The sequence below is a fragment of the Bradyrhizobium sp. JHI2711 genome (genome assembly GCF_056156565.1).
Genome location: NZ_JBPZPT010000002.1, coordinates 261511 through 282585, shown reverse-complemented (window position 1 = coordinate 282585; position 21075 = coordinate 261511). Strand labels below are relative to the sequence as shown.

Sequence of the window (21075 nt, the reverse complement as noted above, 5' to 3'; positions counted from 1 at the left end):
AGGGGGCCGGCTGTGCCCGCGTAGTGAAACTTCTCCCTCGTGGCGAACCAGTCGAGAACGCCCGGCCACGTCCGGACCGGGCCCAAGCGGGGATAGGACCCATGAAAATTGTTATGGCGATCATCAAGCCATTCAAGCTTGAAGAAGTCCGTGACGCCCTGACCGCCATCGGCGTTCACGGTCTCACGGTGACGGAAGTCAAGGGGTATGGCCGCCAGAAGGGCCATACGGAAATCTATCGCGGCGCCGAATATGCCGTGAGCTTCCTGCCCAAGATCAAGATCGAGGTCGCTGTCGCCTCCGACCAGGTCGACAAGACCATCGATGCCATCACGTCCGCGGCGAAAACCGGACAGATCGGCGACGGCAAGATCTTCGTCATCAACCTCGACCACGCGGTGCGTATCCGCACCGGCGAGGCCGATGCCGCGGCCCTCTGATTTCGCGCTCAACCTTATCCAAGCAGGAGTAAACAATATGACGTTCAAGCGTCCCTATGGCGCGGGACTGGCGGCTCTCGCAGTCGGCCTGTTCGCTGCGACCGCAGCCTACGCCGAGCCAACGGTCAACAAGGGAGACAACGCCTGGATGCTGACATCGACAGTGCTGGTGCTGTTGATGACGATCCCCGGCCTCGCGCTGTTCTACGGCGGTCTGGTTCGTTCCAAGAACATGCTCTCGGTCCTGATGCAGGTGTTCTACACCGTCTGCGTCGTCTGCGTGATCTGGGCCGTATACGGCTACAGCCTCACCTTCACCGGCGGCTCCGACTTCATTGGCGGCTTCTCCAAGGCCTTCATGATGGGCGTCACCACCGACACGAAGGCCGCGACCTTCTCGGTCGACGCCAACATCTCGGAGCTGATTTACGTCTGCTTCCAGATGACCTTCGCGGCGATCACGCCCGCTCTCATCGTCGGCGCCTTCGCCGAGCGCATGAAGTTCGCGGCGATCGCGCTGTTCGTTCCGCTCTGGGTGACGCTGGTCTATTTCCCGATCGCGCACATGGTCTGGTACTGGCAGGGTCCGGACCTGATCCAGGATGCGGCCAAAGCGTTGGCTGCCGCTACTGACGCGGCGGCGAAGACCGCGGCCCAGGCCAAGCTCGACGAGCTCAACGCCGATGCCGGCTGGATCTTCAAGATGGGCGCGATCGACTTCGCGGGCGGCACCGTGGTGCACATCAACGCCGGTATCGCGGGCCTCGTCGGCGCTCTCCTGATCGGCAAGCGCGTCGGCTACGGCAAGGAGCTGATGGCCCCGCACTCGCTGACCATGTCGATGATCGGCGCCTCGCTGCTCTGGGTCGGCTGGTTCGGCTTCAATGCCGGCTCCAATCTCGAGGCCAGCGGCGGCGCTGCGCTCGCCATGACCAACTCCTTCGTCGCCACCGCAGCCGCCGCGCTGTCGTGGATGTTCGCGGAGTGGATCATCAAGGGTCATCCCTCCGTGCTCGGCGTGATCTCAGGCGCCGTCGCGGGCCTCGTGGCCGTCACGCCCGCCGCCGGCTTCTCCGGCGTCATGGGAGCGATCGTCCTCGGCCTCGTCGTCGGCGTAGTCTGCCTGTTCTTCTGCACCGTGGTGAAGAACGCGCTCGGCTACGATGACTCCCTCGACGTGTTCGGCGTGCACTGCATCGGCGGCATCGTTGGCGCCATCGGCACCGGCATTCTGGTCAACCCCGCGCTCGGCGGCGCCGGCATCATCGACTATTCGGCGATCCCGCCGAAGGTCGCCGATTACGACTTCGCCACGCAGATGCTCGCCCAGATCAAGGCCGTCTGCACCACGCTGGTGTGGTCGGGCGTCGGCTCGGCGATCCTCTTCAAGGTTGTCGATGTGATCGTCGGCCTCCGCGCCAATGTCGAGAGCGAGCGTGAAGGCCTCGACATCACCGAGCACACCGAGCGCGCCTACAACATGTGACCCTCTCCTCCCGGGCGCGGTCTCTTCGGGGACCGCGTCCACAACTACGGTTCGGGCACATACCCGGCAATGCCCTGACCGTTGAGGGGCTCCAGCGCGAGCTGGAGCCCCTTTCTTTTGATGGCTCCGCCTGCAGGGCACCTCCAGGGGAGGGTGGACCGTCCATGCACGCCGCTATCTCCGGCCCCATTATTCCCGCTCTGGACGCGGGCGGCGGCCGATGGTTAATCGCGTCTTAACCTCGCCCTATCTATGGTGAACTGAACCGCTTCCCGCCGGCGCCTATGGTAGCGACCGGCCGTTCCAAGAGTACTGGCGCCCAACGAATGGCTCTGACCGCTTCATCCCGTGCGCCGCAGGGCGGTAATGGCTCCGATTCCGAACGCTCGCCCTTCGTCCGGCTGAACGAGCTGCTGGCCCCGCATCAGCCGGGCAAGCCCTTGATTTCGCTTGCGGTCGGCGAGCCCCAGCATCCCGTGCCCGACTTCGTCGGCCCGGTGCTGGCCAAGCACATCGCCGATTTCGGCCGTTATCCCGCGAACAAGGGTACCGATCCGTTCCGCAACGCCGCCGGGGCCTGGCTGTCGACGCGCTTCAAGCTGCCGCGGCCGCTCGACCCCGAGAGCGAGATTCTCGTCCTCAATGGCAGCCGCGAGGGGCTGTTCCTCGCCGCGATCGCGGCCGCGCGCTATGTCGGCCCGCGTCCGGGCAAGCCCGCGATCCTGATGCCAAACCCGTTCTATCCGGTCTACGGCGCGGGCGCGCTTGCGGCCGCTTGCGAACCGGTCCATCTGCCGACCACGGTCGAGAACGGCTTCCTGCCCGACCTCGACGCCATCGACGAAGCGACCCTGGCGCGCACGGTGGCGTTCTACCTGGCTTCGCCCGCCAATCCGCAGGGCTCGGTGGCGAGGCCCGGCTACTTCAAGCGCTTGAAGCAGCTCGCCGACCGCTACGGCTTCGTGATCCTCAGCGACGAATGTTATTCCGAGATCTACACCCGCGAGGCACCCGGCAGCGCGCTGGAATGCGCCGGCCCCGACTTCACGCGCGTGGTCGCGTTCCAGTCACTGTCGAAGCGCTCCAACCTGCCGGGCCTGCGCGTCGGCTTTGCCGCCGGCGACAACAGGTTCATCGGCATGTTCCTCGAGCTGCGCAACATCGCCGCGCCCCAGGTGCCGGTGCCGCTGCAGCATGTCGCGACGGTCGCCTATGGCGACGAGGCGCATGTCGAGGAGAATCGGCGGCTGTACCGGATCAAGTTCGACCTCGCCGACCAGATCATCGGCAATCGTTACGGCTATCGCCGCCCCGATGCCGGCTTCTGCGTCTGGCTCAACACCTCCGAGATCGGCGACGACGTGTCGGTGACGCTCAAGCTGTTCAGGGAAGCCGGCGTGCGCGTGGTGCCCGGCAGCTTCCTGGCGCGACAGCAGCCTGACGGATTCAATCCCGGCGCAGGCTATATCCGCCTCGCACTGGTGCAGGACGGCGAGACCACGGCGCAGGCGCTGCACCGGCTGGTCGAGACTCTGGGTTAGGCGGGGCCCGTGAGCATGTCGGCAATCGAACGCGTCATTCCTCTGGTCGGCCATCTGCCGCCCTCGATCCGCGAGGGGCTGGCGCGGCGCATGCGCGAGCTCGCCGGCCTCGGCCTGATCGCGCTGGCGGGCATCGCCGCGGCGGCGCTGATGACGTGGTCGGTGCAGGATCCCAGTCTCAGCCACGCGACCTCGCGGCCGATCCGCAACATCCTCGGCTATGCCGGCGCGATCGGCGCCGATCTCGCCATGCAGATCCTGGGGCTCGGCGCGATCATGCTGGTCCTGACCGTTGCGGTCTGGGGCTGGCGTATGATGACGCATCGGCCGTTCGACCGCGAGGCGCTGCGGCTCGGCTCCTGGATTCTCTGCACGGTGATCGCGGCAGGCTTCGTCAGTTGCTTTCAGCATGGCGGGGCCTGGCCGCTGCCGACCGGCCTCGGCGGCGTGGTCGGCGATGCGCTGGTGCGCGCGCCCGCGGTGATCTTCGGGCCGGCCGGTACGATCTATCGCATCGTGCTGGGCACGATCCTGTTCGCCGCGATGACAGCGACCTTCCTGATCGCCTGCGGCCTCGGCGCGCGCGAGCAAGACGACGAGATCGCTGAGGTCGCCGATGACGACAAGCCGCTCGACGAAGACGAGGAGAGCGATCGGGGTTCGGTCTCGCTGGGCTGGCTGTTCCATGCATTGATGAGCACCAAGGCGCGGCTGATCTGGCTGTGTGGTGCCGCCTACCGCTCGCTGGTCTCGAGCGGACCGAAGACCAAGGCCGCCCAGTTCAGCCGGCAGGAGCCGAATCTCGGCGGCGGCCGCTCGGCGCCGTCGATCTCGCCGCAGTCTCAAGACGAGGACTACGAGGACGAGCACGAAGACGAATTGGAGGACGAGGAGGAGGAAGAGGAGGAGCCCGCCGCGCGCGCCCCGAAGAAGAAAGCCGCGCCGAAGCCCGCTTCCAAGAAATCCTCCGACAAGTTCGACCTCCCGTCCGTCTCCATGCTGGCCGCACCAAAGGCCGGCGATCGCCAGCCGCTCAGCAAGGCCGAGCTGGAGAACAATTCCCGTTCGCTCGAAGGCGTGCTGCAGGATTTCGGCGTGCGCGGCGAGATCGTGAAGGCCAATCCCGGTCCGGTCGTTACGCTGTACGAGCTGGAGCCGGCGCCCGGCATCAAGTCCTCGCGCGTGATCGGCCTCGCCGACGACATCGCCCGCTCGATGAGCGCGCTGTCGGCACGCGTCGCCGTCGTGCCCGGCCGCAACGCGATCGGCATCGAGCTGCCGAACGCGCATCGCGAGAAAGTCTATTTGCGCGAATTGCTGGTGGCGAAGGAGGCGACCGACACGGTGGCGAAGCTGCCGCTCTGCCTCGGCAAGACCATCGGCGGCGACCCCGTCATCATCGACCTCGCGCGCACCCCGCACATGCTGATCGCCGGTACCACCGGCTCGGGCAAGTCGGTCGCGATCAACACCATGATCCTCAGCCTGGTCTACCGGCTGCGGCCGGACCAGTGCCGCCTGATCATGGTCGATCCGAAGATGCTCGAGCTCTCCGTCTATGACGGCATTCCCCATCTGCTCACGCCTGTTGTGACCGACCCGAAGAAGGCGGTGGTCGCGCTGAAATGGGCCGTGCGCGAGATGGAAGAGCGCTACAAGAACATGGCCAAGCTCGGTGTGCGCAACATCGACGGTTACAACACGCGCCTGCTCGAATTGAAGGCCAAGGGCGAGGAGCCGACGCGCACGGTGCATACCGGCTTCGACAAGGAGACCGGCAAGGCGATCTACGAGGAAGAGAAGCTCTCGCTCGATCCGCTGCCCTACATCGTCATCATCGTCGACGAAATGGCCGACCTGATGATGGTCGCCGGCAAGGACATCGAAGGCGCGGTGCAGCGTCTGGCGCAGATGGCGCGCGCCGCCGGCCTGCACGTGATCCTGGCGACGCAGCGTCCGTCGGTCGACGTCATCACCGGCACCATCAAGGCGAACTTCCCGACCCGTATCGCCTTCCAGGTCACCTCCAAGATCGACAGCCGCACCATTCTCGGCGAGATGGGCGCCGAGCAGCTGCTCGGCCAGGGCGACATGCTCTACATGGCGGGCGGCGGCCGCATCAGCCGCGTGCACGGACCGTTCGCCTCCGACGAGGAAGTCGAGAAGGTGGTGCGTCACCTCAAGACGCAGGGACAGCCGGAATATCTCGAAGCCGTCACCGCCGAAGAGCCGACCGAGGACGAGGACGGTGCCGTGTTCGACGCCACCGGCATGGGCGGCGATGGCGGCGGCGATCTCTTCCAGCAGGCGGTTGCGATCGTCAAACGCGATCGCAAGGCCTCGACCAGCTACATCCAGCGCCGTCTGCAAATCGGCTACAACCGCGCCGCATCGCTGATGGAGCGCATGGAACTGGAAGGCATCGTCGGTCCCGCCAACCATGCCGGCAAGCGCGAGATTCTGGTCGAGGAAGAAGACAGCCATATGTGAGGCGAGGAGCCTCTGAGCAACATTTCACGCAAATTCGATATCTGCTTTTGCCCGAAATCACGGTAAAAGGGCGCCCAGCCACACAGGACGACGCGTTGATCAGACATCCGGACATTCGATTCGCTGCCACCATCGCCGCGCGAAGCGCGCGCATGGCCGGCGTGCTTCTCGTCACCGCCGCGATGGTGACCGCTGCGTCCTTCGCGCAGACCGTGCCGGTGCCGAAGCCCGCGCCGAAGGGGCGTGACGGCGGCGCGACCGCCGGTGGGCCGGCCGTCACCGGCGCGACGCAGGCGCCGCCCAATCCGGTGATCCCGGATCCGCGGCGCAACGTTCCGAGCAGCATCTTCCAGACCTTCGACGCCAACCAGAAAGCGCAGGCGGCCAAGGTCAGCGCCTATCTGTCGTCGCTGCAGACGTTGGTCGGGAATTTCGTCCAGGTCGGTCCCGACGGCAGCAAGACGCAGGGCGACTTCTACATCCAGAAACCCGGCAAGGTACGCTTCGAATATGATGCGCCGAGCCCGATCGACATCGTCGCCGACGGATCCTCGCTCGTGGTGCGCGACCGCAAGCTCGCGACCCAGGACGTCTACCCGCTGTCGCAGACGCCGCTGCGCTTTCTATTGTCCGACCGCATCGACCTGATGAGGGACACCAATGTCGTTGGCGTCTCGGCCGACGACGTCTTCGTCAGCGTCACCATCGAGGAGAAGCAGGCCCTGGTCGGCACCAGCCGCTTGCTGCTGATGTTCGGCGCCAAGGACGGCCAGCTCAAGCAGTGGACCGTCACCGATCCGCAGGGCTACGACACGACGATTGCGGTGTACAATCTGGACTCGAGCAAGAAGCTCGACCCCAACATGTTCAAGATCGATTTCACCAATTACAACACGCCGTCGCGGGGTTGAGCGCTCCGCTGCCGTAGGGTGGGCAAAGGCGCTCTTGCGCCGTGCCCACCACCTCTCCTCACGGCCATCACGGTGGGCACGCTTCGCTTTGCCCACCCTACGAGAGCTCGCTGTGGACAAGCATTTTCCCCACGCCAATCCATGCTAAGACGCATTTCCTATGCGTCTTTCCCTGACAACCTGGAACATCAATTCGGTGCGGCTACGCATCGACCTGGTCGCGAAATTTCTCAAGAGCGCGCGGCCAGAAGTGCTGTGCCTGCAGGAGACCAAGTGCATCGACGATGCTTTTCCGCTGAAGCGCTTCAAGCGGCTCGGCTACGAGCACGTCGCGCTGAACGGTCAGAAGGGCTATCACGGCGTCGCCATCATCTCGAAGATCCCGTTCGAATCGAAGGACATCCGCACCTTCTGCGACAAGGTGGATTCGCGCCACATCTCGGTGTCGTTCGGTGAAAAGGCGGGCATCGCAAAACCACTGGTGCTGCATAATTTCTACGTGCCCGCGGGCGGCGACATTCCCGATCCCGCGCTGAACGAGAAATTCGACCACAAGCTCCGCTTCCTCGACGAGATGAAAGCGTGCGAGCCGCTGCATCCGCGCGGTGAGGACCGCCACATCCTGGTCGGCGATCTCAACGTCGCCCCGCACGAGAACGACGTGTGGTCGCACAAGCAGCTGCTGAAAGTGGTCTCGCACACGCCTGTCGAAACGGAGAAGCTGAAGGCGGCGCTCGCGGCCGGCGAATGGGTCGACGTCGCGCGCGAGCGCATCCCGATGTCGGAGAAGGTCTATACGTGGTGGAGCTACCGCTCCGCCGACTGGACCATCGGCGATCGCGGCCGCAGGCTCGACCACATCTGGGTCTCGCGCGCGCTGAAGGATGCAGTCAGCGATTTCAGGATTCTGCGCGATGCGCGCAGCTGGGAGCGGCCATCGGACCACGTGCCTGTGACGGTGACGCTGGAGGTGTGAGCCGCCCTCGTCATTCCGGGGCGCGCCACTTGGCGCGAGCCCGGAATCCATTCATCAACTGACTCTGCCGCTCAATGGATTCTCAGGTGCGCAATTGCGCACCATAGTTCGCGACTTCGTCGCGCCCCGGAATGACGAGTGGAGAGAGCTACGACGTCAGCTTCGCACCCGCCATCAAAATATCGCTGGCGATCTGGCTGGAGCGCACCGCGAACTCGTCGCGCAGGCGCACCGCCGCAGCGGGATCGCTTTCGAGCACGCGCTGGAACAGGCTGCGGGCGACGCGGATGACGGAGGAATGCTCCAGCGCGACCGCGCTCGACGGCCGCTTCATCGGCACCACCAGCGCGAGCTCGCCGATCAACGCGCCGGGACCGGCGATCATTTCGGCGCCGGCGCCGTCTTCAACCCGGAAGGCGCCGCGCTGGACCACGAAGCCGGCGTCGGCGTCGTCGCCGAGATTGAACAGCACGTCGCCGCGGACGAAATCACGCTGCTCCGAGCCGATCGCCAGCATGCGCAACGAGGCGTCTCCCAACAGGCGCAGTGTCGGGACACGCTCGAGAAGCGCTACATCATCGTCGATTGACATTCAGGTCCGAGGCTCGAAGGCGTGCGATCTAAAACGATTCGCACGCCATCGAAGCGTATCACGGCACCAGCTTGTAGCCACCGGCTTCCGTCACCAGGATCTCCGGGTTGGCGGCGTCCTTCTCGATCTTCTGGCGGAGGCGGTAGATGTGGGTTTCCAGCGTGTGCGTGGTGACGCCGGAATTATAGCCCCAAACCTCCTGGAGCAGGGTCTCGCGCGACACCGGCATCTGGCCGGCCCGGTAGAGGAAGCGGAGAATTGCGGTTTCCTTCTCGGTGAGGCGGACCTTGCGGGCATTGGCCGCGGTGAGCATCTTCGAGCCGGGACGGAAGGAGTAGGGTCCGACCGAGAACACCGCGTCCTCGCTGGCTTCATGCTGACGGAGCTGGGCGCGGATGCGCGCCAGCAGCACCGCGAAACGGAAGGGCTTTGCCACATAGTCGTTGGCGCCGGATTCCAGGCCCAGGATCGTGTCGGAATCGGTGTCGTGCCCGGTCAGCATGATGATCGGGGCCTTGAAGCCGCCCTTCCGCAGCGAGCGGACAACCTCGCGGCCGTCGGTGTCGGGCAGGCCGACATCCATCAGAACCAGATCGGGGGAATTGGCCTTCGCGGCGCTGGCGCCCTTGGCGCCGGTATCGACCGCAGAGGCTTCGAATTCTTCGTGTAGCGATAATTGCTCCACCAACGTGTCGCGCAGATCGGTATCGTCATCCACGATCAGGATCTTGCGGGCATTGGCCATGGGGGGTCATCCTTTTGGAGTCCGGCTCGGCGGCACATCCATGCCGCACCCAGCCGCGAGGGGAAGTTTAAGGTCGCCGTGATTATTGTTGTTCGTGTTGAAGTAGTGGGCTGTTACCGATTCACAAGCCAGAAGCACTCTAACTCAGAATAGCAGGACGTTTTGATGAATGTCCTGTAATGAATTCGACATTGCACGTTCACATGAAAAACAAAGCAGCTTCAGTCGGTTACATCAGGAATCGAGGCCCCGGGCCGCTCTCGGCGATCCGCGTTAAGCCTGCTGCCGGCAATCCGCGCCGGGGCTGGCTGACGGCGGGAGCGCTGACCATTCCGGTTGCGCTGGGGCGAGGCGGCATTCTCGCCAACAAGCGCGAGGGCGATGGCGGCACCCCCAGAGGCAGCTTCCGGCCCAGGCAATTGTGGTGGCGGGGCGACCGGCACAGCCGTCCCCGGACGTTCCTGCCGGCCCGGATGATCACCGGCGTGGACGCCTGGTGCGAGGATCCGCGGGACCGCCGCTACAACCAGAGCATCCGGCTCGGCGAGGGGCAGGGCGGCGACCGGCTCCAGCGCGCCGACCATCTCTACGACTTCATCATCGAGATCGACCACAACACCCGACCCCGCATCGCCGGCCGCGGCAGCGCGGTGTTCCTGCACCTTGCCCGCGACAATTTCGGCCCGACCGCCGGCTGCGTCTCCATGACGAAATCCGCCATGCTGCAATTGCTGCGGCGCCTGGGCCCGCGCACAAAGATCATCATCGGGTGAGGCACACCGCCGTCATTGCGAGGAGCCCTTGCGACAATATTGACAGCGTTCGGGCGGCATCGGCCCTCGCCAACGGCAATTACCGATGCCCGAAGATCGCGCTGCCGACGCGCACATGGGTGGCACCCAGCATGATGGCGGTCGCGAAATCGGCGCTCATGCCCATCGAGAGATTCGTCAAGCCATTGCGCGCGGCGATCTTGGCCGTGAGCGCAAAGTGCGCGGCGGGCGGCTCGTCGACCGGCGGGATGCACATCAATCCGGAGATCGTCAGCCCGTAGGTGTCGCGGCAGCTTGCAATGAAGGCATCGGCCTCGCCCGGGGCAATCCCGGCCTTCTGCGGCTCCTCGCCGGTGTTGATCTGGACGAACAGCTCCGGGTGCCTGTTCTGGGATTCGATTTCCTTGGCTAACGCTTGGCAAATGCTCGGACGGTCGACCGAATGGATGGCGTCGAACAGCGCGACCGCCTCTTTCGCCTTGTTGGATTGCAGCGGCCCGATCAGATGCAGCGCGATATCGGGGTAAGCAGACGTTAACGCCGGCCACTTGGCTTTGGCCTCCTGCACCCGATTCTCGCCAAATACGCGCTGTCCTGCGGCGATAACCGGGATAATTGCATCCGCCGCGAACGTCTTGGACACGGCGATCAGCGTGACCGAGGCGCGGTCACGCTGCGCGTCCCTGCAGGCGCGTGCAATTTCGGCTTCGACCGCGGCGAGCGCGTTTGGTGAATGGCCGGTGACCGGCGCGACGTTGGCTTCCGTCATGACGTCTCTTGGTTGTGACCTTAGCCCGAGTTAGGTCCAATTTTACCGAGTTCAAGAAACAGTTTTTGAACCCTTCGCTTTACCTTAGCCCGCGGGGTGGGTAGCGAAAATGGCAAGCGTCAGTCTCAACCGCAAGCGCGCGAAACTCAAGCAGGTTCTCGGTATCCGGGCGCGGCTTGCGTTGCTCGCGGTGATTCTCGTGACGCCCTTGATGATCGAGCGCATCCGTTCCCTCGAAGACACGCGCGCGCGGCAAGTTGCGCAGGCCGCGGCTGAATTCACCACGGTGGCGAGGCACAGCGCCGATGCGCAGCGCCAGGTGATCTCGTCGGTCGAGACCATTCTGAAATCGGAGGCCTTCATCCGCGCCTCCGCCGGCGGCATCAGCAAGAGCTGCGACGTGCTGCGCGCGAGCCTGCCGTCGAGCCTGCCCTGGATTCGCACGCTTCTGATCGCCGGCCAGGACGGCCGCATCCAATGCGCCACCAACAACATGTATGTCGGCCTCGATCTCAGTGACCGACCGTACTTCCAGCAGGCCCAGGAAACCGGCCGCTTCGTGCTGAGCGACTTCATCATGTCGCGGCCGGTGCCGTCGCCAACGGTGATGGCGGTCTATCCGGTCTCCGCCTTCAGCGGTGTGGCCGATGCCGTCGTGCTCGCCACCGTCAATCTCGACTGGATGTCGAAGGTCATGAACAATCTGGGCGGTCGCGCCGGCATCACTGCGGTGCTGGTCGACAGCGCGGGCACCGTGCTGGCGGCCCCGGCCGATCAGCACAGCGCGGTCGGCCGTCCGCTCGACAACATGCCGCTGATGTCCGCGATCGCCGACAAGGCGCTGCGCTCCGATCAGGATGAGGGTTCGCTGTCCTTCCTCGCCGCCGACGGCTCCCGCCGCGCGGTCAGCTATATCCGCATCGCCGGCACCAATGCCCGCCTGATCGCCAGCATCGACGAAGACAAGGTATCCGCAGCGGTCAGCCGCGACATCCGCACCGCCTATCTGCAGCTCGCCTTCGTGCTCATGTTCGTCCTGCTCGGCGCGCTGATCGCCGCCGAAAAGCTCGTGATCAAGCCGATCGAGATGCTCGCCGACATGGCCAAGCGGCTCGGCGAGGGCGACCTGTCGGCGCGCGCCGCGCGCAATCGCCTGCCCGCCGAGTTCGTGCCGCTGGCCCGCGCGTTCAACGCGATGGCCGCGCAGCTGAGCCAGCGCGAGCGCGAGCTGATCGCAAGCAACGACCGCCTGACGGTGATGGCTTCGATCGACATGCTGTCCGGTCTCGCCAACCGCCGCGGCTTCCAGAGCCGGCTGGATTTCGAATGGATGCGCGCGCAGCAATATGGCAGCGAGCTGGCGCTTCTGATGATCGACGTCGACCATTTCAAGCTGTTCAACGACACCTACGGCCATCTCGAAGGCGATTCCTGCCTGACGCGGCTCGGCGAATCACTGTCCGGCATCGCCGCCGACACGATGGGCTTCGCGGCCCGCTACGGCGGCGAGGAGTTCTGCCTGCTGCTGCCGAACACCGACGTGACGCGCGCCGTCGCGATCGGCGAGCAGGTGCGTTCGGCCGTGCTGAGGCTCTGCCTGCCTCACATCACCTCGAACCACATGATCGTCACGGTCTCGATCGGCGTCGCCGCGACCAAGCCGAGCGAATCCTTGCGTCCCGGCGACCTGATCGAAGCCGCCGACGCCGCGCTCTACGCCGCCAAGCATCGTGGCCGCAACAATGTCGTCGAGCACGGCGTGCAGGCGATCGCGACCGGCACGGCCGAGATGATGATGGTGGCGAGCGCCTAAAGCGCTGGTTCTTCACCTCGCCCCGCTTGCGGCGTCTGAACTGTGCACTGCCGGACACGATAGATTCCACATCGTCATGGCCGGGCTTGTCCCGGCCATCCACGCCTTGCCCACAGCACAAAGAACGTGGATGCCCGGGACAAGCCCGGGCATGACGGCCTGTCGTCTCGCCCGAGCTAGCCCGCAGCGCCGGCGCGATCGAGCTCGATCTCCGTCACCACACGATTGCGGCCGCCGCCCTTGGCGAGATAGAGCGCACGGTCGCAGCGTTCGATCAGATCCGTGATCGCCTCGCCGACCCGGTATTGCGCCACGCCGATCGACACGCTGATGCCGGGCAGGGTCTCGCCGGTCGAGCGACGCGTGATCGTGCAATCTGCGATCGCGCGCCTGATCCGTTCGGCGATCTCGGCGCAAGCGGCCAGATCGGCGTCCGGCAGCACCGCGATCAGCTCCTCGCCGCCATAGCGGGCCGGCAGATCTTGCGCGCGAACCTTCTCGCGCAGGACCTTGGCCATCAGGCGCAGCACCTGGTCGCCGACACCGTGGCCGAAATTGTCGTTGAACGACTTGAAGTAGTCGATGTCGAGCATCAGCACGCTGAGCGGCTCGCCCCATTCCGCCGTCGTCTGCGCCTTGCGCAGGAATTCGTCGAGGGCCCGCCGGTTCGCCAGCCCGGTCAGCGTGTCGGTCCGGGCGCGCTGCTCGGACCGCGACAGCGAATCGCGGATCACGTCGAGTTCGCGGGTCTTTTCCGCAAAGCCTGCCTCCAGCCGCGTCGCCCGCGTGGCCGCCCGCGCCAGCTCGTTCATGAGCTGGGCAACCAGCAGCTTTGGATCGACGCCGGCCTTGCCCTGGTCAGCCACCTGGCTGATGACCTGCATTTGCGAATGATTGTCGGCGATCGCCGTCGTCAGAAACTCCTTCGCCGTCCCCATCAGCGCCTGCAGCCGCTCGGAGGTGTCGACCACGACGGCACTCACCTGCGGCGCGACGTAGGTCTCGAACAGATCCTGATTGGTTTGGGCGTCGAAGGGACGATTGTGGTCGATCAGGAGATCGATCGCGTTGCGCAGATCGTCATGGCTGCCCGCGAAATACTGGAACCAGACGGCAAAGTTGGCCGGGGTCGGTGCAATCCGCTGTTCGGCCATGCTCCGCATTGCCCGCCCGGCGACGGACGCGGCATAGTCGTAATCGGGATCGTCGAAGCTGGAATCCATGTGCGGTAACGCGGCCTTGTCGGGCTGCAACTTGGCATCGACGCCTTAATCACACCCCAACGCGGACCCTCGTAGTTATGCGGAGGGGTCAAAGTTCCAAAACGCGGCAACCCATTGACCCCTTAAGGGCTTCTATGGCCTAGTCCGCCGTCTTGAGACGGCCGAACCACGAAAACCCAACGATTCCATGACCTCCGAACGCTATAACGCCCGCGACGCCGAACCGCGCTGGCAACGCCTCTGGGACGAGCAGGCGATCTTCGTCTCCAAGAACGGCGATCCGCGGCCGAAATATTACGTGCTCGAGATGTTCCCCTACCCGTCCGGGCGCATCCATATCGGCCATGTCCGGAATTACACGCTCGGTGACGTGCTGGCCCGCTTCATGCGCGCCAAGGGGTTCAACGTGCTGCATCCGATGGGCTGGGACGCCTTCGGCCTGCCGGCCGAGAACGCCGCGATCGAGCGCAAGGTGGCGCCGAAGGCCTGGACCTACGACAACATCGCCGCGATGAAGAAGCAGCTCCGCTCGATCGGGCTGTCGCTGGACTGGTCCAGGGAGATCGCGACCTGCGACCCCTCCTATTACAAGCACCAGCAGAAGATGTTCCTGGATTTCCTGCGCGCAGGGCTTGCCGAGCGCGAGAAGCGCAAGGTGAACTGGGACCCCGTCGACATGACCGTGCTCGCCAACGAGCAGGTGATCGATGGCCGCGGCTGGCGCTCGGGCGCCGTGGTCGAGCAGCGCGAGATGAACCAGTGGGTCTTCAAGATCACGAAGTACTCGCAGGAGCTGCTGTCGGCGCTCGACGGGCTGGACCGCTGGCCCGACAAGGTACGGCTGATGCAGCGCAACTGGATCGGCCGCTCCGAGGGCCTGTTGATCCGCTTCGCGCTGGATGCGGCGACGACGCCGGCCGGCGAGAGCGAGCTGAAGATTTTCACGACGCGGCCGGATACGCTGTTCGGCGCCAAGTTCATGGCGATCTCGGCGGATCATCCGCTGGCGCAGGCCGCCGCCGCAAAGAACCCTGAGCTTGCGGCTTTCGTTGCCGAGATCAAGAAGATCGGCACCGCGCAGGAGATCATCGACACCGCTGAGAAGCAGGGTTTCGACACCGGCATCCGCGCGGTGCACCCGCTCGATCCCTCCTGGAAGCTGCCGGTCTATGTCGCCAATTTCGTGCTGATGGAATACGGCACCGGCGCCATCTTCGGCTGCCCGGCGCACGATCAGCGCGACCTCGACTTCGTCAACAAGTACGCTCTCGGCAACACGCCCGTCGTGTGCCCGGACGGCCAGGATCCGAAGAGCTTCGTCATCACCGATACCGCCTATGACGGCGACGGCCGCATGATCAATTCGCGCTTCCTCGACGGCATGACCATCGAGCAGGCGAAGGAAGAGGTGGCGAAGCGGCTCGAGACGGAGCTGCGCGGCAACGCGCCGGTCGGCGAGCGCCAGGTGAATTTCCGTCTGCGCGACTGGGGCATTTCGCGCCAGCGCTATTGGGGCTGCCCGATTCCCGTCATTCACTGTCCGAAATGCGACGTGGTGCCGGTGCCGGATGCCGACCTGCCCGTGAAGCTGCCTGACGATGCGACCTTCGACAAGCCGGGCAACGCTCTCGATCATCATCCGACCTGGAAGCACGTCACCTGCCCGCAATGCGGCGGCAAGGCGCAGCGCGAAACCGACACCATGGACACGTTCGTGGACTCGTCCTGGTACTTTGCGCGCTTCACCGATCCCTGGAACGAGGCTTCGCCGACCACGCCTGCGGTCGCCAACCGGATGCTGCCGGTCGACCAATATATCGGCGGCGTCGAGCACGCGATCCTGCATCTGCTCTACAGCCGCTTCTTCACCCGCGCGATGAAAGCGACCGGGCATATCGCGCTGGACGAGCCGTTCGCCGGCATGTTCACGCAAGGCATGGTGGTGCACGAGACCTACCAGAAGGCCGACGGCAGCTATGTGCAGCCGGCCGAGGTGAAGGTCGAGGTCGGCGGCAACGGACGCCGCGCTACGCTTCTGACGACGGGCGAAGACATCGCGATCGGCCCGATCGAGAAGATGTCAAAGTCGAAGAAGAACACGGTCGACCCCGACGACATCATCGAGACCTATGGCGCCGATGTCGCCCGCTGGTTCATGCTGTCGGACTCTCCGCCCGACCGCGACGTGATCTGGAGCGACGAGCGCGTCCAGGGTGCCTCGCGCTTCGTGCAGCGGCTGTGGCGGCTGGTGAACGATGCCGCCACCCTCGGCAAGGCTGCGCCGGCGGCCCGGCCGGCCAGCTTCGGCCCGGACGCCACGGCGTTGCGCAAGGCCGCCCACGGCGCGCTGGACAAGGTCACCGCCGGCATCGAGCGGCTGCACTTCAACGTTTGCCTCGCCCATATCCGCGAATTCACCAATGCCTTCTCGGAGGTGCTCCAGCGCCCCGGCCAGCCCGCCCCGGATCTCGCTCCAGATTTGGCTTGGGCGATCCAGGAGGCCAGCCAGATCCTGGTCCAGCTGTTCTCGCCGATGATGCCGCATCTGGCCGAGGAGTGCTGGCAGGTTCTAGACCAAAAGGGGCTGGTTTCGGAGGCCGATTGGCCGCAAATCGAACGCGATTTGCTGGTTGAAGACAGCGTGACCCTGGTGGTGCAGGTCAACGGCAAGAAGCGGGGTGAGGTCACAGTTGCAACAGCGGCCCAAAATCCGGAAATCGAGGCTGCCGTTTTGGCCCTCGATGCGGTAAAGCTGGCCCTGGACGGCAAGCCCGTCCGCAAGGTGATCATCGTTCCCAAGAGGATCGTGAATGTTGTCGGCTAGGACCCGTATCGCAGCCCGCTTGCTGGCAGTTGCCGCGCTGGCGGCGCTGACGGCCGGCTGCTTCCAGCCGATGTATGCCGAGCGCAGCGACGGCACCCCGGGCCTGCGCGAGAAGCTGATGGGGGTCGAGCTGCCCCCGATCAACAAACCCAATGCGTCCCGCGAGGCCCGCGTCGGCGTCGAGATCCGCAACGCGCTGGCCTTCAAGCTTTACGGCACGGCGACGGGCATGCCGCCGACCCACCGGCTCGACATCCGCTTCACCACCAGCCGCTCCTCCCTGATCATCAGCTCCGCAACGGGATTGCCGACCAGCGAAAATCTCGGCATCGACGCCCAGTACAATCTGGTCGAAGTCGTAACCGGCAAGTCTGTGATGACCGGCTCGACCTTCTCGCGCGTGTCCTATGACATGCCGGGGTCCTATCAGCGCTTCTCGCGCACCCGCGCCGTGCGCGATGCCGAAGACCGGGCCGCCAACGAGATCGCCGAGAACATCACCACCCGGCTCGCCTCGTTCTTCACCGCGGGAACGTAATACGCTTCCGTCATTCCGGGTTCGCCTTCTGACGAGGCATTCCGGAATGACGAGTATCGGACGATATGGTCGCACTGCGCGGAAAAGAGATCGACGCCTTCCTCGCCCGCCCCGATGCGGGCCGTCCGATCATCCTGCTCTACGGTCCCGATGCCGGCCTCGTGCGCGAGCGCGCCGACGCGCTGATCGCGTCCGGCGTCGACGATCCCAACGATCCGTTCTCGCTGGTCAAGCTCGACGGTGACGAGCTCTCCGCCGAGCCGTCGCGCCTGGTCGACGAAGCCATGACGGTGCCGCTGTTCGGCGGCCGACGCGCCATCCGCGTTCGCGCCGGCTCGCGCAGCTTTGCCTCCGGCATCGAGACTCTGGCCGAGATGAACGTGAAGGATTGCCGCATCGTGATCGAGGCCGGCGAGCTCCGTCCGGAATCGCCGCTGCGCAAGACCTGCGAGAAAGCCAAGACTGCCGTGGCGATCGGCTGTTATCCCGACACCGAGCGCGATCTTGCCAAGCTGATGGACGACGAGCTGCGGATCGCGAATTTGCGCATCGCGCCGGACGCCCGCGCGGCGCTGATGTCGTTCCTCGGCGGCGACCGTCAGGCCTCGCGTAACGAGCTGCGCAAGCTGACGCTCTACGCCCATGGCAAGGGCGAGGTCACGCTGGATGACGTCATGGCCGTGGTCGCCGATGCCTCGGAGCTGAAGCTCGATCCGATCGTCGACGGTGCCTTCGCCGGGCGGCCCGACATCGTCGAGACCGAGTTTGCGAAAGCGATGATCGCCGGGACCTATCCTGGCGTGATCATCTCGGCCGCGCAGCGCCAGGCCGCGTGGCTGCACAAATCCGCGCTGGCGATTGCAGACGGCACGCCTGCCTCCGCCGTGCTCGACGGCGGCTTTCCGCGCCTGCATTTTTCACGAAAGCCCGCGGTCGAAACCGCGCTGCGCAATTTCAGCCCGGCGCGGCTCGCCGCTGTGATCGAGCAGCTGGCGACCGCCGCCCTCGACACGCGCAAGCAGTCCACCCTCGCCGCCGCCATCGCCCAACGCGCGCTGATGGCGATCGCCGCGAATGCGAAACGGCGGGGCTAGACCTCCGCTCTCTCCACGTCATTGCGAGCGCAGCGAAGCAATCCAGAGTCCCTACGCGGAAAGATTCTGGATTGCTTCGTCGCTTCAGCGCAAAATTGCTTCGCAATTTTGTCGCGAGCTCCTCGCAATGACGCGTGGAGAGAGTGGTGTGAAAATGGCTCTACAGCGCGCCCTTGGCCAGCCGCTTCATCACCTCGTCGAGCTGATCGAGGTTGCGGTAGTTGATCTGCACGGAGCCGCCGGGATCGCGGTGATTGACGGTGACCTTGAGGCCGAGCGCGTCGCTGACGCGCTTCTCCAGATCGATCGTGTCGGGGTCCTTCTCCTTGCCTCCGCTGGCGCGCGCCTTCTGCGGCTTGCGCTCCGGCACGCCCTCTTCATGCGCAAGCGCCTCGGCCTGGCGGACGTTGAGACCTTCCTCGACGATGCGCTTGGCGGCGGCGAGTGGATCGGGCACGCCGATCAGCGCGCGGGCGTGGCCGGCCGTCAGCTCGCCGGTCGCGATGAAGGCCTGCACTTCCGCCGGCAGCTTGGTCAGCCGCATCATGTTGGCGACGTGACTGCGGCTCTTGCCGACGACCTTGGCGATGTCCTCCTGGCTGCGTTTGAACTCGTTGGCGAGCGCATGATAGCCCTGCGCCTCTTCCATCGGATTGAGGTCCTCGCGCTGCACGTTCTCGACGATCGCGAATTCCAGCGCATCGCTGTCGCTGATGTCGACCGGGACGATCGGCACCTCGTGCAGCCCGGCCATCTGCGAGGCGCGCCAGCGTCGTTCGCCGGCAATGATCTCGAAGCGGTCCTGCGTGCCCTTCACCGGACGCACCACGATCGGCTGGATTACGCCATGCTGCTTGATGGACTCCGAGAGCTCCTTCAGCTCGGTGTCCGAAAAGGTGCGGCGCGGGTTGCGCGGATTGGCCTTGATGAATTCGATCGGCACCTTGCGCTGCGCGCGCGGACGATCGACATGCTGAGCCTCGCCGCCGACGTCACCGATCAGACTTGCAAGACCCCGGCCCAGTCGCGAACGCGCTTCGTCGGCCATCGCCAGCTCCCTTGGATTCACGGTGCAGCACTCCAGAACTGAATTATCGTAGGGTGGGTAAAGCGAAGCGTGCCCACCGATTGTGTGCGGAAGACGGTGGGCACGGCGAAGACGCCTTTGCCCACCCTACGGCATTGTCAATGCGTGGTGCGCAACTCGCGCTCGCGCTGGATCACTTCGGTGGCGAGGCGCAAGTAAGCTTCGCTGCCGACGCATTTGAGGTCGTAGACCAGCACCGGCTTGCCGTAGGACGGCGCTTCCGAGATGCGCACGTTGCGCGGGATCATGGTCTTGTAGACCTTCTCGCCCATGAACTGGCGGACGTCGGCGACGACCTGGTTCGACAGGTTGTTGCGCGAGTCGAACATGGTCAGCACGATGCCGTGGATCGACAGATTCGGATTGAGTGTCGAGCGCACCTGCTCCACGGTCTGCAACAATTGCGACAGACCTTCGAGCGCGAAGAACTCGCATTGCAGCGGCACCAGGATCGCATCCGAGGCCGCCATCGCATTGACCGTAAGCAGGTTGAGCGAGGGCGGGCAGTCGATCAGCACGTAGGTGTAGTCGGCGTCCGGCGAGACGTTGTTGTTGAGCGCGCCGATCGCATCGCGCAACTTGAAGGCGCGGCCGGGCGTGGTGCCGAGCTCGAGCTCGAGGCCGGAGAGATCCATGGTCGATGGTGCGATGTGCAGCCGCGGCACCGCGGTCGAGACCACCGCCTCGCGCAAGGCGGCTTCGCCGATCAGCACGTCGTAGGTCGAGCAGGAGCGGTTGCGGCGATCGATGCCGAGGCCGGTCGAGGCGTTGCCCTGAGGATCGAGATCGACGATCAGGACGCGCTCCCCGATCGCCGCGAGCGCCGTGCCCAAGTTGATCGCTGTGGTTGTTTTCCCCACCCCGCCCTTTTGATTCGCCAGCGCGAGGATGCGCGGATGGCCGTGGGGGACCTCGTCGGTCTTTTGGGCCGTCTGTTCTTGCTGCGGTTCGTCAATCACGCTCATCGCAATTCCCCACTCACCCCTCAACGCCTCAGTTGCGCCGTTCGGCGGCATTGAGCTCCACGATCCAGCCGTCGCCCGTGCGGCTTTGGTGGAGCTGCGGCCGAATATTCCAATATTTAGCGGCTTCGGTCAATTCAGCCTCTACATCTTGACCCTTGGGAAACAACGCTTTTGCGCCCTGGCTCATCAGCGGCTCCGCAAAGCCGATGAGTTGATGTAGCGGAGCCAGCGCACGCGCGGTGACGCAATCGACGGGGCCGGTGATTCTATCCACATTATCCCCGATCTCAGCGAGATGTACGACTCCCGGAGATGTGGTGACGCGGATCGCTTCGCGCAAAAAAGCGGCCTTCTTGGCGATTCGCTCGACCAGATGGACGCTCGCGCCAGGCGTGCCGGCCATGACGCAGGCGAGCACGACGCCGGGAAATCCGCCGCCGCTCCCGAGATCAGCCCACCGTTTTGCAGCCGGTGCGAGATCGACGAGCTGGAGCGAGTCAGCGATGTGCCGGGTCCAGAGGTTTGGCAAAGTCGATGGCGCGACGAGATTGGTCTTGGCCTGCCACTCCCGGAGTAGCGCGATGTAGCGATCAAGCCGCTCCTCGGTTTCACGTGAAACGGGAGCGAGCTTCATAGCGGCGGTCTTGTCAGCGGCGATGATCGAATCGAGCACCTTGTCGTTGGCCGCGGCCTTGCTGATCTTCGGGCCGGCCACTCCAGGTTCACTTCGCTGCCCGGCGCCCTCACCCGCTCCGGGTCTTCGCGATGGCGGTCGATCTCCGCCCGATCCGCGCTGTTTCACGTGAAA

General features: G+C 65.0%; 18 protein-coding genes. 11 read left to right on the top strand and 7 right to left on the bottom strand.

The features are described from left to right. The first annotated feature begins 101 nt into the window (after positions 1–101). The 6 genes from ACTEK7_RS13865 to ACTEK7_RS13840 all read left to right on the top strand — a co-directional run bounded on the left by ACTEK7_RS13865 (position 102) and on the right by ACTEK7_RS13840 (position 7844). The gene (locus ACTEK7_RS13865; protein ID WP_008142813.1) at positions 102–440 is read left to right on the top strand and encodes a P-II family nitrogen regulator; all 339 of its coding nucleotides are present in this window, start codon (positions 102–104) and stop codon (positions 438–440) included. Between the two features lie 37 nt (positions 441–477). Further along, positions 478–1926, top strand: coding sequence for an ammonium transporter (locus ACTEK7_RS13860; RefSeq protein ID WP_036003055.1), 1449 nt, complete (start codon positions 478–480; stop codon positions 1924–1926). Between the two features lie 326 nt (positions 1927–2252). Then, the gene (locus ACTEK7_RS13855; RefSeq protein WP_225148209.1) at positions 2253–3467 is read left to right on the top strand and encodes an aminotransferase class I/II-fold pyridoxal phosphate-dependent enzyme; all 1215 of its coding nucleotides are present in this window, start codon (positions 2253–2255) and stop codon (positions 3465–3467) included. A 9-nt stretch (positions 3468–3476) separates the two neighbouring features. Beyond that, positions 3477–5957, top strand: coding sequence for a DNA translocase FtsK (locus ACTEK7_RS13850; protein WP_036024275.1), 2481 nt, complete (start codon positions 3477–3479; stop codon positions 5955–5957). A 152-nt stretch (positions 5958–6109) separates the two neighbouring features. Then, positions 6110–6868 carry an outer membrane lipoprotein carrier protein LolA gene (locus tag ACTEK7_RS13845; protein ID WP_036003066.1) on the top strand — a complete coding sequence of 253 codons (759 nt, stop codon included), beginning with the start codon at positions 6110–6112 and terminating at the stop codon, positions 6866–6868. 160 nt (positions 6869–7028) lie between these two features. Beyond that, complete coding sequence (locus tag ACTEK7_RS13840; protein ID WP_036003067.1) at positions 7029–7844, top strand: exodeoxyribonuclease III; 816 nt, start codon at positions 7029–7031, stop codon at positions 7842–7844. Between the two features lie 148 nt (positions 7845–7992). On the opposite strand, the gene ACTEK7_RS13835 is transcribed toward ACTEK7_RS13840, so the two are convergent. Together ACTEK7_RS13835 and ACTEK7_RS13830 are read right to left on the bottom strand one after the other, a co-directional pair. After that, a complete protein-coding gene (locus tag ACTEK7_RS13835; protein WP_025033074.1) occupies positions 7993–8436 on the bottom strand; it encodes a Crp/Fnr family transcriptional regulator in 444 nt (147 codons plus the stop codon). 58 nt (positions 8437–8494) lie between these two features. Further along, a complete protein-coding gene (locus ACTEK7_RS13830; protein ID WP_008142830.1) occupies positions 8495–9181 on the bottom strand; it encodes a response regulator transcription factor in 687 nt (228 codons plus the stop codon). Positions 9182–9384: 203 nt separating this feature from the next. On the opposite strand from ACTEK7_RS13830, the gene ACTEK7_RS13825 reads away from it, so the two are divergent. Then, positions 9385–9954, top strand: coding sequence for a L,D-transpeptidase family protein (locus ACTEK7_RS13825; RefSeq protein ID WP_036024277.1), 570 nt, complete (start codon positions 9385–9387; stop codon positions 9952–9954). A 79-nt stretch (positions 9955–10033) separates the two neighbouring features. Here ACTEK7_RS13825 and ACTEK7_RS13820 read toward each other — a convergent pair whose 3' ends face one another. Next, the gene (locus ACTEK7_RS13820; RefSeq protein WP_225148208.1) at positions 10034–10723 is read right to left on the bottom strand and encodes a YggS family pyridoxal phosphate-dependent enzyme; all 690 of its coding nucleotides are present in this window, start codon (positions 10721–10723) and stop codon (positions 10034–10036) included. A gap of 109 nt (positions 10724–10832) precedes the next feature. Between ACTEK7_RS13820 and ACTEK7_RS13815 the strand changes: the two genes are divergently transcribed. Further along, positions 10833–12536, top strand: coding sequence for a sensor domain-containing diguanylate cyclase (locus ACTEK7_RS13815; RefSeq protein WP_036003074.1), 1704 nt, complete (start codon positions 10833–10835; stop codon positions 12534–12536). Positions 12537–12712: 176 nt separating this feature from the next. Here ACTEK7_RS13815 and ACTEK7_RS13810 read toward each other — a convergent pair whose 3' ends face one another. Continuing rightward, positions 12713–13690 (bottom strand): GGDEF domain-containing protein, encoded by a 978-nt coding sequence (locus ACTEK7_RS13810; protein ID WP_225148247.1) that lies wholly within the window; start codon positions 13688–13690, stop codon positions 12713–12715. A gap of 256 nt (positions 13691–13946) precedes the next feature. Between ACTEK7_RS13810 and leuS the strand changes: the two genes are divergently transcribed. From leuS to holA, 3 genes are all read left to right on the top strand, one after another. Then, positions 13947–16583, top strand: a complete 2637-nt coding sequence (leuS, locus tag ACTEK7_RS13805; RefSeq protein WP_225148207.1) for a leucine--tRNA ligase — start codon at positions 13947–13949, stop codon at positions 16581–16583. Then, positions 16570–17121, top strand: a complete 552-nt coding sequence (gene lptE / locus ACTEK7_RS13800) for an LPS assembly lipoprotein LptE (RefSeq protein ID WP_225148206.1) — start codon at positions 16570–16572, stop codon at positions 17119–17121. Before leuS ends, lptE begins: the two co-directional genes overlap by 14 nt. A gap of 65 nt (positions 17122–17186) precedes the next feature. Then, a complete protein-coding gene (holA, locus tag ACTEK7_RS13795; protein WP_036024285.1) occupies positions 17187–18215 on the top strand; it encodes a DNA polymerase III subunit delta in 1029 nt (342 codons plus the stop codon). Positions 18216–18375: 160 nt separating this feature from the next. Here the strand turns inward: holA and ACTEK7_RS13790 are convergent, their stop codons facing one another. The 3 genes from ACTEK7_RS13790 to rsmG all read right to left on the bottom strand — a co-directional run bounded on the left by ACTEK7_RS13790 (position 18376) and on the right by rsmG (position 21069). After that, complete coding sequence (locus tag ACTEK7_RS13790) at positions 18376–19263, bottom strand: ParB/RepB/Spo0J family partition protein (protein ID WP_225148205.1); 888 nt, start codon at positions 19261–19263, stop codon at positions 18376–18378. Between the two features lie 137 nt (positions 19264–19400). Further along, positions 19401–20267, bottom strand: coding sequence for a ParA family protein (locus ACTEK7_RS13785; protein WP_025033064.1), 867 nt, complete (start codon positions 20265–20267; stop codon positions 19401–19403). A 28-nt stretch (positions 20268–20295) separates the two neighbouring features. Next, on the bottom strand, positions 20296–21069 hold the full coding sequence (rsmG, locus tag ACTEK7_RS13780) for a 16S rRNA (guanine(527)-N(7))-methyltransferase RsmG (RefSeq protein WP_463671678.1): 774 nt from the start codon (positions 21067–21069) through the stop codon (positions 20296–20298). Positions 21070–21075: the final 6 nt, after the last annotated feature.

Coding starts and splice junctions, on each gene's coding strand:
- lptE (WP_225148206.1), top strand. CDS start 16,570: ATGTTGTCGGCTAGGACCCGTATCGCAGCCCGCTTGCTGGCAGTTGCC.
- ACTEK7_RS13815 (WP_036003074.1), top strand. CDS start 10,833: ATGGCAAGCGTCAGTCTCAACCGCAAGCGCGCGAAACTCAAGCAGGTT.
- ACTEK7_RS13820 (WP_225148208.1), bottom strand. CDS start 10,723: ATGACGGAAGCCAACGTCGCGCCGGTCACCGGCCATTCACCAAACGCG.
- ACTEK7_RS13865 (WP_008142813.1), top strand. CDS start 102: ATGAAAATTGTTATGGCGATCATCAAGCCATTCAAGCTTGAAGAAGTC.
- ACTEK7_RS13855 (WP_225148209.1), top strand. CDS start 2,253: ATGGCTCTGACCGCTTCATCCCGTGCGCCGCAGGGCGGTAATGGCTCC.
- leuS (WP_225148207.1), top strand. CDS start 13,947: ATGACCTCCGAACGCTATAACGCCCGCGACGCCGAACCGCGCTGGCAA.
- ACTEK7_RS13790 (WP_225148205.1), bottom strand. CDS start 19,263: ATGGCCGACGAAGCGCGTTCGCGACTGGGCCGGGGTCTTGCAAGTCTG.
- ACTEK7_RS13830 (WP_008142830.1), bottom strand. CDS start 9,181: ATGGCCAATGCCCGCAAGATCCTGATCGTGGATGACGATACCGATCTG.
- ACTEK7_RS13835 (WP_025033074.1), bottom strand. CDS start 8,436: ATGTCAATCGACGATGATGTAGCGCTTCTCGAGCGTGTCCCGACACTG.
- ACTEK7_RS13845 (WP_036003066.1), top strand. CDS start 6,110: ATGGCCGGCGTGCTTCTCGTCACCGCCGCGATGGTGACCGCTGCGTCC.
- ACTEK7_RS13785 (WP_025033064.1), bottom strand. CDS start 20,267: ATGAGCGTGATTGACGAACCGCAGCAAGAACAGACGGCCCAAAAGACC.
- ACTEK7_RS13825 (WP_036024277.1), top strand. CDS start 9,385: ATGAAAAACAAAGCAGCTTCAGTCGGTTACATCAGGAATCGAGGCCCC.
- ACTEK7_RS13810 (WP_225148247.1), bottom strand. CDS start 13,690: ATGGCCGAACAGCGGATTGCACCGACCCCGGCCAACTTTGCCGTCTGG.
- ACTEK7_RS13840 (WP_036003067.1), top strand. CDS start 7,029: ATGCGTCTTTCCCTGACAACCTGGAACATCAATTCGGTGCGGCTACGC.
- ACTEK7_RS13860 (WP_036003055.1), top strand. CDS start 478: ATGACGTTCAAGCGTCCCTATGGCGCGGGACTGGCGGCTCTCGCAGTC.
- holA (WP_036024285.1), top strand. CDS start 17,187: ATGGTCGCACTGCGCGGAAAAGAGATCGACGCCTTCCTCGCCCGCCCC.